7 protein-coding genes are annotated in these 11,667 nt (G+C 69.8%); 6 read left to right on the top strand and 1 reads right to left on the bottom strand.

What is annotated here, in order from left to right; all coding sequences use genetic code 11:
- The first annotated feature begins 56 nt into the window (after positions 1 to 56).
- The 6 genes from QQY66_RS35825 (at position 57) to serA (ending at position 10,094) form a co-directional block, all read left to right on the top strand.
- The gene (locus QQY66_RS35825; protein ID WP_301984481.1) at positions 57 to 1,055 is read left to right on the top strand and encodes a 2-hydroxyacid dehydrogenase; all 999 of its coding nucleotides are present in this window, start codon (positions 57 to 59) and stop codon (positions 1,053 to 1,055) included.
- A gap of 384 nt (positions 1,056 to 1,439) precedes the next feature.
- Positions 1,440 to 4,481, top strand: a complete 3,042-nt coding sequence (locus QQY66_RS35830) for a bifunctional diguanylate cyclase/phosphodiesterase (RefSeq protein WP_301984482.1) — start codon at positions 1,440 to 1,442, stop codon at positions 4,479 to 4,481.
- Between the two features lie 224 nt (positions 4,482 to 4,705).
- Positions 4,706 to 6,562, top strand: coding sequence for an acetolactate synthase large subunit (locus QQY66_RS35835; protein WP_301984483.1), 1,857 nt, complete (start codon positions 4,706 to 4,708; stop codon positions 6,560 to 6,562).
- 22 nt (positions 6,563 to 6,584) lie between these two features.
- On the top strand, positions 6,585 to 7,109 hold the full coding sequence (gene ilvN / locus QQY66_RS35840) for an acetolactate synthase small subunit (RefSeq protein WP_187821043.1): 525 nt from the start codon (positions 6,585 to 6,587) through the stop codon (positions 7,107 to 7,109).
- A 118-nt stretch (positions 7,110 to 7,227) separates the two neighbouring features.
- Positions 7,228 to 8,229 (top strand): ketol-acid reductoisomerase, encoded by a 1,002-nt coding sequence (gene ilvC / locus QQY66_RS35845; protein ID WP_301984484.1) that lies wholly within the window; start codon positions 7,228 to 7,230, stop codon positions 8,227 to 8,229.
- 275 nt (positions 8,230 to 8,504) lie between these two features.
- Positions 8,505 to 10,094: a phosphoglycerate dehydrogenase gene (gene serA, locus QQY66_RS35850; RefSeq protein ID WP_301984485.1), complete on the top strand. Its 1,590-nt coding sequence runs from the start codon at positions 8,505 to 8,507 to the stop codon at positions 10,092 to 10,094.
- A gap of 7 nt (positions 10,095 to 10,101) precedes the next feature.
- Here serA and QQY66_RS35855 read toward each other — a convergent pair whose 3' ends face one another.
- Complete coding sequence (locus QQY66_RS35855) at positions 10,102 to 11,640, bottom strand: MFS transporter (protein ID WP_301984486.1); 1,539 nt, start codon at positions 11,638 to 11,640, stop codon at positions 10,102 to 10,104.
- Between the last annotated feature and the right edge of the window lie 27 nt (positions 11,641 to 11,667).

An 11,667-nucleotide genomic window follows, 5' to 3' on the forward strand; every position in this document is an offset into this window, starting at 1 on the left:
CAGGCACCGCCGCCTCCCTCCGACCTGATCCGCCGGACAGGCCCTAGCCTCCTGGCATGACTGCTGACGTGTGGCTGCCCATCCCGCCGGAAGAGATCGAAGGGCTCCCGGAAGGGCCGAACTACCGCTACTGGAACGGTGGCGAGGACTTCCCCGCGGACCCTGCCGACTGCGTCTACTACGTGGTGCCCTATATGAAGGCGCCCGAGATCGGGCAGCGCCCGCTGCCCGAGATGACGTCCCTCCAGGTCGTGCAGACCCTGTCCGCCGGCATCGACCACGTCGAGCCGGGGCTGAGGCATCTGCGTTCCGGCGTACGGCTGTGCAACGCGCGCGGGGTGCACGAGGCGAGCACCGCCGAGCTCACGCTCACCCTGATCCTCGCCTCGCTGCGCGGTGTCCCCGACTTCGTGCGGGCGCAGGACCGGGGCGAGTGGCTCGGCGGGTTCCGGCCGGCGCTGGCCGACAAGAACGTGCTCATCGTGGGATACGGCTCGATCGGCGCCGCCATCGAGGACCGGCTCGCGCCTTTTGAGCTCGCGCGGGTGGCGCGCGTCGCGCGCTCTGAGCGCACCACGGCGCGCGGCCTGGTGCACCCGCTCACCGAACTGCCCGCCCTGCTGCCCGAGGCGGACGTCGTCATCCTGTCCACGCCCCTGACCGAAAACACCCGCCACCTGGTCAACTCCGACTTCCTGGCCCGGATGAAGGACGGCGCGCTCCTCGTCAACGTCGCCCGCGGCGCGGTCGTCGACACCAAGGCCCTGCTCGCCGAACTGGAGAGCCGTCGCATCACCGCCGCCCTCGACGTCACCGACCCCGAACCGCTGCCCCGCGAACACCCCCTGTGGCACGCGCCCGGCGTGCTCATCAGCCCCCACGTCGGCGGGCCCACATCCGCCTTCCTGCCGCGCGCCAAGCGGCTTCTCACGGACCAGTTGAGCCGTTTCATGAACCATGAGCCGCTGCGGAACGTGATCCTTACGACAGGCGCGACCGGCATACGCGCGACGGATGCCGCGAGCGCACAGGAGCCGGACGAAACGGGCGTGTAATCCGCTTCGAGTACCCTCCGCAATCCTCCGAACGCGGTACGTGCCCACATCGTCGCTGGTCGTCACGGAGCGTAGAGAGGCTATGTCCCTGAGTGACGAGACTGGTGTATCGTCCCGACAGGGGATGCGCCGCGCACCGTTCGGCGCCGGGGATGGACATTTCAGACTGTGAGGGGGGCGACGGGCGATGCACGGCCTATGGACGAACGATCCGACGCGGCGAGGCCGCCGGCGGCGACCCTGGGGCACCGCCGCGCGCAGACGCGGCCACCACGCCAATCACCACAGCCATCATCACCGCAGGCACAGCAGCCGCAGGAGGCATGCGCACCCGGCGCACTGGGACCCCCGGGACCCCGGAGCGGTGTGGACCGGGAGGGCCCGGTGACCTCGCCGCTGCCCACCACGACCACCCTCGACGGAGCGCTGCGCGCGCAGCGCCCGACGCGGGCGCTGCTGACCCGGCCACCGTCCTCCGGCGGCGCGTCGAGCCCGGTCCTCCAACTGTCACTGGCCCTGGTGTGCGCGGGATACGCCGTCGGTTCCGCGCTCGGCTGGGGCTCACACCAAGTCGCGCTGATCATGGGCGACTTCGGTCTGAGCGCCGCGGCGGCCGCCGCGGCCGTGTCCTGCTTTCTCTATGCCCGAAGCCGGCGCATCCGGTTTCGGCCCGCCTGGCTGCTGTTCGCACTCTCCTCGGCGATGGCAGCCCTCGGCAACCTGGTCTGGGGGTGGTACGAGGTGGTCCTCGGACAGCCCGTGCCCAGCCCCAGCTACGCCAACCTGTTCTTCCTCTGCTTCGCACCGCCCGCCATCGTGGGCCTGCTGGTCCTCGCCAAACGGCCGGTGACGAAGGCGGGCTGGGTCTGCCTGGGCCTCGACGCCTGGCTGATCGGCGGCTCGCTGCTGACGCTGTCGTGGAGCCTCGCGCTCGCCCAGGCGGCGAAGTCCGAGGGATCGAGCGTGGCGCACACCGCGCTGTCGCTGGCCTACCCGCTGATGGACATCGCCCTGGTCAGCATGGTGCTCGCGCTGCACTTCCGGCGCTCCTCGGGGAACCGCACCGCCGTGAACACCGCGATCGGCGCGCTCGCCCTGACCGTGATGTGCGACGCCCTGTTCACCTCACCGCTGCTGCACTACACCTACCGTTCCGGCCAGTTGCTGGACGCGGGGTGGTTCGCCGGCTCGCTGCTCCTGGCGTACGCCCCCTGGGCCGCACCGCGGCACGGGCAACCGGAGGACGAGGGGCACACGCGCGTGGTGCACGAGCACCTGCCCGGACAGCGTGGCGGCGGCCACCACCACACACCTCCGCAGGGAGGTGATCACAGCCGGTATCCGGCCGCCCGGCCCATCGCCGGTTCGCTGGCCGCCCTCACGCCGTATCTCGCCGCCGCGGTCTGCACCCTGGGGATCCTCTACAACGTCCTCAACGGCCGCAGCGTCGACCGCGTGGTGCTCCTCACCGGCGGCACGGTCGTGCTCGCCCTCGTGGTGCGCCAGGGCATCATGCTGCTCGACAACATCACCCTCACCCAGGAACTGGCGCAGAAGGAGAACCACTTCCGCTCCCTGGTGCAGGGCTCCAGCGACGTCATCATGATCGCCGCACCCAACGGCATCCTCCGGTACGTCTCCCCGGCCGCCGCCGGGGTCTACGGCCGCCCCGCCGAGGACCTCGTGGGTACGGAACTGGCCGATCTCATCCACCCGGAGGATCTGGGCTGCGTGGTGCACGAGGTGCGCCGCTTCCTCGCCGCCAGCCCGCTCGAAGAACCCACTACGCGCATCGAGTGCCGCTTCAAGGCCGGCGGTGGGGGCTGGCTCAATGTCGAGTCCACCGTCAACCGCCACCACGGCGGCCTCATCTTCAACAGCCGGGACGTGACCGAAAGAGTGCGCCTGCAGGCGCAGCTCCAGCACAACGCCGAACACGACCCGCTCACCGACCTGCCCAACCGCGCCCTGTTCACCCAGCGCGTCCAGCAGGCCCTGTCCGGCCGTCGCGCCTCCGACCGGGGCGCCGCACTCGCCGGTACGGCCGTCCTCTTCATCGACCTCGACGGCTTCAAGGCGGTCAACGACACCATCGGGCACCAGGCCGGGGACGAACTGCTCGTCCAGGCCGCCCGCAGACTCCAGGACGGCGTCCGCCAGGGCGACACCGCTGCCCGCCTGGGCGGCGACGAGTTCGCGGCCCTGATCGTCGGGGACGGCACCCGTGACCGCGCCTCCCGCGAACGTCACATACTGGAGCTCGCCGACCGCCTCAGGGTCACGCTCTCGCAGCCGTATCTCATCGACGGCAACGACGTCCGGGTCAACGCGTCCATCGGCGTGGCCTTCGCCGAGGCGGGCCTGGGCGCGGGCGAGATCCAGCGCAACGCCGACCTCGCCATGTACCGCGCCAAGGCGGCCGGCAAGGGCCGCGTGGAGTTGTACGCACCGCAGATGCAGCAGGACGTCGTACGGAAGGCGGAGCTGGCCACGCGCCTGCGGGCCGCGCTGCACGACGGCGAGTTCGCGCTGCTGCACCAGCCCGTCGTCTGTCTCGAGAACGGCCGGATCACATCGGTCGCCGCTCAGGCGCGCTGGCGATCTTCGCAGGGGGTGCTGTTCACCCCGGCCGAGTTCCTGCGGGTGGCCGAGGACAGCGACAAGACGCAGGAGCTGGGCCGCTGGGTGCTCGAGGAGGCCGTCGAGCAGGCAGCCGAGCGGGCCGCGACGGGGTCGGCCGTCCCGGTGACCGTACGGGTGAGTGCCCGGCGGCTGCTGGACCGGTCGATGCCGCTCGGCTCGATCGAGGCGCTGCTCACCCGGCACGGGCTGCCGTCCGGGGCGCTGGTGATCGAGCTGGCGGACACCGATCCGCGCGTGTCCCTGGACGAGCTGGAGCGACGTCTTGGGGTGTTGCACCGGCTGGGTGTCCGGATCGCGCTCGACGGCTTCGGCAGCGGATACGGGGCGATCACCGCGCTCAGGCGGCTCCCCGTCGACGTACTGAAACTCGACCGCTCGCTGGTCGAGGGCGTTGTCGAGTCGGCTCGGCTGCACAAGATCACCAGTGGGCTGCTGCGGATCGCCGGTGATCTGGGGCTGCAGTCAGTGGCGGACGGCGTGGACCTTCCGGAGCAGGTCGTGGCCCTGCGCGCGATGGGCTGCACACATGGGCAGGGCATGGCGTTCTCCGGTCCGCTGGACGAGTACCGGCTGCGCCGAGCGCTGGCTTCCGGCCACTATCCGGTGCCGCACGGCCCGGCCGAGCCCGCGTTCGCGGGTGGCGTGAGAGAACCGCAGTGGCGCCCCGGAGGTGAACGAACAATGGAAGGGGCCTCGGGGGTGTACACCGGTGGTGTCCCCGCTGTTCTCGGAGGCGGCAGTGCCCTTCGCTCACATAATGAGACTCCCGTCCCACCGCCTTGACATGCGGTGCGTGCCGGGGGGAGGGTCAGTGCCATGCGCACCCGAATTCTCGTACTTGGAAAGCGCGTCGGCTGAAGCTGAGCCCCAGACCGCTCAGCGACCCCTCCCGGCGCGCTCCCCTCGCTTGCCTTATGGCACGAGGGGTTTTTTGTTGCACAGGCACCTGTCGTACAGCAGCCGCACACCGCACGAACTTCGCAAAAACCCTCAGCATCGAGAAGAGAATGCCGATGACCGAGCAGGCCACCGGGGCCCATCATCCGCAGCCGCGGCCCCGTTCCGGAGGACACCAGTCCGCCCCCGAGCAGGTGACGGGTGCGCAGTCCCTCATCCGCTCTCTCGAGGAGGTCGGCGCCGACACGGTATTCGGCATTCCCGGCGGCGCGATCCTTCCGGCGTACGACCCGCTCATGGACTCCGCCAAGGTCCGCCACGTCCTGGTCCGCCACGAGCAGGGCGCCGGCCACGCCGCCACCGGTTACGCGCAGGCCACCGGCAAGGTCGGTGTCTGCATGGCGACCTCCGGCCCCGGCGCCACCAACCTGGTCACGCCGATCGCCGACGCCCACATGGACTCCGTGCCGATGGTCGCGATCACCGGGCAGGTCGCCTCCAAAGCGATCGGCACGGACGCCTTCCAGGAGGCGGACATCGTCGGCATCACCATGCCGATCACCAAGCACAACTTCCTGGTCACCAAGGCCGAGGACATCCCCCGGGTGATCGCGCAGGCGTTCCACATCGCCGCCACCGGCCGCCCGGGGCCGGTCCTGGTCGACATCGCCAAGGACGCCCTCCAGGCGCAGACCACCTTCTCCTGGCCGCCCAGCATGGACCTGCCCGGCTACCGGCCCGTCACCAAGCCGCACGCCAAGCAGATCCGTGAGGCCGCCAAGCTGATCACCTCCGCCAAGCGGCCCGTGCTCTACGTCGGCGGCGGCGTCCTCAAGGCGCAGGCCACCGCCGAGCTGAAGGTCCTCGCGGAACTCACCGGAGCGCCCGTCACCACCACCCTGATGGCGCTCGGCGCATTCCCCGACAGCCACCCGCTGCACGTGGGAATGCCGGGCATGCACGGTGCGGTCACCGCCGTCACCGCGCTGCAGAAGGCCGACCTGATCGTCGCCCTCGGAGCCCGCTTCGACGACCGCGTCACCGGCAAGCTGGACAGCTTCGCCCCGTACGCCAAGATCGTCCACGCCGACATCGACCCGGCCGAGATCGGCAAGAACCGCGCCGCCGACGTGCCGATCGTCGGTGACGCCCGCGAGGTCATCGCCGATCTGGTCCAGGCCGTGCAGAGGGAGCACAGCGAGGGCAGCACCGGCGACTACAGCGCCTGGTGGAAGGACCTGAACCGCTGGCGCGAGACCTACCCGCTGGGCTACGAGCAGCCCGACAACGGCTCGCTCTCCCCGCAGCAGGTCATCCAGCGCATCGGTCAGCTCGCGCCGCAGGGCACGATCTTCGCCGCGGGCGTGGGCCAGCACCAGATGTGGGCCGCGCACTACATCGAGTACGAGCAGCCCGCGACCTGGCTCAACTCCGGCGGCGCCGGGACGATGGGCTACGCGGTCCCGGCCGCGATGGGCGCCAAGGCCGGAGCCCCGGACCACACGGTCTGGGCGATCGACGGCGACGGCTGCTTCCAGATGACCAATCAGGAACTCACCACCTGCGCCCTGAACAACATCCCGATCAAGGTCGCCATCATCAACAACGGCGCCCTCGGGATGGTCCGCCAGTGGCAGACCCTCTTCTACAACCAGCGCTACTCCAACACCGTGCTGCACAGCGGCCCGGAGGCCGACGGCAAGCAGCCCAGCGCCGGCACCCGCGTCCCCGACTTCGTGAAGCTGTCCGAGGCCATGGGCTGCTACGCGATCCGCTGCGAGGACCCGGCCGACCTGGACAAGGTCATCGAGGAGGCGAACTCGATCAACGACCGCCCGGTCGTCGTCGACTTCATCGTCCACGAGGACGCGATGGTGTGGCCTATGGTCGCCGCCGGTACCTCGAACGACACGATCATGGCCGCCCGGGACGTCCGCCCCGACTTCGGCGACAACGAAGACGACTGAGCGAGAGAGACGTAAAAAGACCATGTCCAAGCACACGCTCTCCGTCCTGGTGGAGAACACGCCGGGCATCCTCGCCCGGATCGCCGCCCTGTTCTCCCGTCGCGGCTTCAACATCGACTCGCTCGCCGTCGGCGTCACCGAGCACCCCGACATCTCCCGCATCACCATCGTGGTGGGCGTCGAGGACCTGCCGCTGGAGCAGGTGACCAAGCAGCTCAACAAGCTCGTCAACGTGCTGAAGATCGTTGAACTGGAACCCGGTTCGGCCGTTCAGCGCGAACTCGTTCTGGTGAAGGTGCGCGCCGACAACGAGACGCGCTCCCAGATCGTCGAGATCGTCCAGCTGTTCCGCGCCAAGACCGTCGACGTCTCCCCGGAGGCCGTCACCATCGAGGCCACCGGCAGCAGCGAGAAGCTGTCCGCCATGCTCAAGATGCTGGAGCCGTACGGCATCAAGGAGCTGGTCCAGTCCGGCACGATCGCGATCGGCCGCGGTGCGCGTTCGATCACGGACCGGTCGCTGCGCGCCCTGGACCGGTCGGCATAACGACGGACACGGGCGGCCGGGGGACACCGGCCGCCCGTATACCGAGACCCGCAGACTTCCCTTCAGCCCGCCGTCATACGGTGGGACGCAACACCTGCACACAAGGAGAGAACCCAAAGTGGCCGAGCTGTTCTACGACGCCGACGCCGACCTGTCCATCATCCAGGGCCGCAAGGTCGCGGTCATCGGTTACGGCAGCCAGGGCCACGCCCACGCGCTGTCGCTCCGTGACTCGGGTGTCGACGTCCGGGTCGGTCTGCACGAGGGCTCCAAGTCCAAGGCGAAGGCCGAGGAGCAGGGGCTGCGCGTGGTGACCCCGGCCGAGGCCGCCGCCGAGGCCGACGTGATCATGATCCTGGTCCCGGACCCGATCCAGGCCCAGGTCTACGAGGAGTCCATCAAGGACAACCTCAAGGACGGCGACGCCCTGTTCTTCGGCCACGGCCTGAACATCCGCTTCGACTTCATCAAGCCGCCGGCCGGCATCGACGTCTGCATGGTCGCCCCCAAGGGCCCGGGCCACCTGGTGCGTCGCCAGTACGAGGAGGGCCGCGGCGTTCCGTGTATCGCCGCCGTCGAGCAGGACGCGACGGGCAACGCCTTCGCGCTGGCCCTGTCGTACGCCAAGGGCATCGGTGGCACCCGCGCCGGTGTCATCAAGACGACGTTCACGGAGGAGACCGAGACCGACCTGTTCGGTGAGCAGGCCGTCCTCTGCGGTGGTACGGCCGCGCTGGTCAAGGCCGGTTTCGAGACGCTGACCGAGGCGGGCTACCAGCCGGAGATCGCGTACTTCGAGTGCCTGCACGAGCTGAAGCTGATCGTCGACCTCATGTACGAGGGCGGCCTGGAGAAGATGCGCTGGTCCGTCTCCGAGACCGCCGAGTGGGGCGACTACGTCACCGGCCCGCGGATCATCACCGACGCCACCAAGGCCGAGATGAAGAAGGTCCTCGCGGAGATCCAGGACGGCACCTTCGCGCGTGAGTGGATGGCCGAGTACCACGGCGGTCTGAAGAAGTACAACGAGTACAAGCAGCAGGACGCCGAGTCCCTGCTGGAGACCACCGGCAAGGAGCTGCGCAAGCTCATGTCGTGGGTGAACGACGAAGACGCGTGAGCCGAGCGCTCCGCGACGGTGCGGCCGGTTTCGGGGCGCCGTCGCGGGGCTCTGCCCCTGACCCCGCTCCTCAAACGCCGGAGGGGCTGAATTGATGGACGCCACGTCCGGGTGATCCTTCCGCAGAGCCGTAAGACGACCTCCGCCGCGCCACTACACTGCCGTACTACATACGCGTCAGGCCCACAGCGTCGTGCGTCTCCACGCGGCCAAGCACCCCTCCACCGCATGCGGCCGTCGGGACGGCCGTCCGCATTGGACATGTGAGGACTCACGTGAGCTCGAACCCCGTCGTACTCATTGCTGAAGAGCTGTCGCCCGCCACCGTCGACGCGTTGGGACCGGACTTCGAAATCCGGCATTGCAACGGAGCAGACCGAGCCGAACTGCTCCCCGCCATCGCCGACGTCGACGCGATCCTGATCCGCTCGGCCACGAAGGTGGACGCCGAGGCGATCGCCGCCGCGAGCAAACTGAAGGTCGTCGCACGAGCCGGCGTCGGCCTGGACAACGTGGACGTCTCCGCCGCCACCAAGGCCGGCGTGATGGTCGTCAACGCCCCCACCTCGAACATCGTGACCGCCGCCGAGCTGGCCTGCGGTCTGATCCTCGCCACCGCCCGCAACATCCCGCAGGCGAACGCCGCGCTGAAGAACGGCGAGTGGAAGCGCAGCAAGTACACCGGCGTGGAGCTGGCCGAGAAGACCCTCGGCGTGGTCGGGCTCGGCCGCATCGGCGCGCTCGTCGCCCAGCGCATGTCGGCGTTCGGCATGAAGGTCGTCGCCTACGACCCCTACGTGCAGCCCGCGCGGGCCGCGCAGATGGGCGTCAAGGTGCTGTCGCTGGACGAGCTGCTCGAGGTGTCCGACTTCATCACCGTCCACCTGCCCAAGACGCCCGAGACCCTGGGGCTGATCGGCGACGAGGCGCTGCGCAAGGTCAAGCCGAGCGTGCGCATCGTCAACGCCGCGCGCGGTGGGATCGTCGACGAGGAGGCGCTGTACTCCGCCCTCAAGGAGGGCCGGGTCGCCGGTGCCGGTCTCGACGTGTACGCGAAGGAGCCCTGCACGGACTCGCCGCTGTTCGAGTTCGACCAGGTGGTCAGCACTCCGCACCTCGGTGCCTCCACCGACGAGGCGCAGGAGAAGGCCGGTATCGCCGTCGCCCGCTCGGTGCGCCTCGCGCTCGCCGGTGAGCTGGTCCCGGACGCGGTGAACGTCCAGGGCGGCGTCATCGCCGAGGACGTCAAGCCGGGCCTCCCGCTCGCCGAGCGCCTCGGCCGGATCTTCACCGCGCTCGCCGGTGAGGTCGCCGTCCGCCTCGACGTCGAGGTGTACGGCGAGATCACCCAGCACGATGTGAAGGTGCTGGAGCTCAGCGCCCTCAAGGGTGTCTTCGAGGACGTCGTCGACGAGACCGTGTCGTACGTCAACGCCCCGCTGTTCGCCCAGGAGCGCGGCGTCGAAGTGCGGCTGACCACCAGCTCGGAGTCCCCCGACCACCGCAACGTCGTCACCGTGCGCGGCACGCTCGGCAGCGGCGAGGAGGTCTCGGTCTCCGGCACGCTGGCCGGTCCCAAGCACCTGCAGAAGATCGTCGCGGTCGGCGACTACGACGTCGACCTCGCGCTCGCCGACCACATGGTGGTCCTGCGCTACGAGGACCGGCCGGGTGTCGTAGGCACCGTCGGCCGTATCTTCGGCGAGGCGGGCATCAACATCGCCGGCATGCAGGTGTCGCGGGCCGTCGCCGGTGGTGAGGCGCTGGCCGTCCTGACGGTCGACGACACGGTGCCCTCCGGGGTGCTGGCCGAGGTCGAGGCGGAGATCGGGGCGACGTCCGCTCGCGCGGTGAACCTGGCCTGAGGTTGTCTCAAACGCCGGACGAGCTGAGGTTTCTCGGCTCGTCCGGCGTTTCGCATGCCCGCTCCCGCAGCTCGACCCGCCGCAGCGTCACCGCCGCCAGCCCGGCCGCACCGGTGAGCACCACCGCTCCCGCGATCGCCGCGCCCTGCATCCCGCTGGTGAACGCCTCCCGCGCGGCCGTGGCCAGCCCCGGGGCCCGGTCGGCGACCGCCAGCGCTCCGCCCAGCGTCTCCTGGGCCACATCGGGTGCCGAGGCCGGGATCTCGTGGCGGTAGACCGCCGTACCGATGGAGCCGAGGACGGCCATGCCGAGGGCGCCGCCGAACTCTCCGGCGGTCTCCATCAGGGAGGAAGCGGAGCCCGCCCGCTCCACCGGGGCGGCGCCCATCGCCAGGTCCATGATCTGGGACATCACCACGACTCCGCCGACGGCGAGCACCGCGCACGCGGCCAGCACCAGCCACAGTGAGTCCGTACCGGCGAGGGACAGCAGTCCAAAGCCCGAGGCGGCGATCACAAAGCCCCCGGTGACGACATAGCCGCGGTCCACGCCCTTCTGCACCAGCTGGGTCGCGACCGGTGCCGCCGCACCGATCGGCACCGACGGCAGCAGCGCCCACAGGGCCGCCTCCAGCGCGCTCTTGTCGAGCACCGACTGCAGATACTGCGTGGTGAAGTAGGCCGAGCCCATCACCCCGAACATGCAGGCCAGGTTGAGGCCCACGGAGGGTGCGAAACCCCGTCCGCGGAACAGGGCCGGGGAGATCATCGGCGCCGCGGCCGTGCGCTGGCGGTGGACGAAGAGGGCCGCGAAGAGCAGGCCGACGGTGATCGAGACGACGTAGCGGACGTTCCAGCCCTCGGACGGGATCTCCTTCAGGCCGTAGATCACGGGGAGCACGGCCGCCATGGACAGCGGGATGCTCAGCCAGTCGAACCGGCCGGGAGAGGGGTTCCTCGACTCGGGGAGCAGGATCGGGCCGAGGGCCAGCAGCAGGGCCATGGCGGGCAGGTTGACCAGGAAGACCGAGCCCCACCAGAAGAACTCGACCAGCACCCCGCTCATCACCGAGCCGAGCGCGATCCCGGCCGTCATCACGCCGGACCACATGCCGATCGCCTTCGCACGCTGCCCGGGGTCGGTGAACATCGTGCGCAGCAGGGCCATCGTCGACGGCATCAGGGTCGCGCCGCCGATGCCGAGGAGCGCGCGGGCGGCGATCAGGGTCTCCGCGCTGTTCGCGTACGCCGCCACCAGCGAGGCGGTGCCGAAGGCGGCGGCGCCGATCAGCAGGAGTCGGCGGTGGCCGATGCGGTCGCCGATCGAGCCCATCGTCATCAGCAGGCCGGCCAGCACGAACGCGTAGATGTCGAAGATCCACAGCTGCTGGGTGCCGGTCGGCTCCAGGTCCGCGCTGATCGCCGGGATGGCGAAGTAGAGGACCGAGACGTCCATCGACACCAGCAGCAACGGCAGCATCAGCACGCCGAGCGCCGTCCATTCGCGGCGGCCGGCACGGGTGGGTGGAGTCGTGTTCGTTGTCATGCCGGTGAATGTACGCACGTCTTAAAC

This window comes from Streptomyces sp. DG2A-72, from assembly GCF_030499575.1.
Taxonomy (GTDB): domain Bacteria; phylum Actinomycetota; class Actinomycetes; order Streptomycetales; family Streptomycetaceae; genus Streptomyces.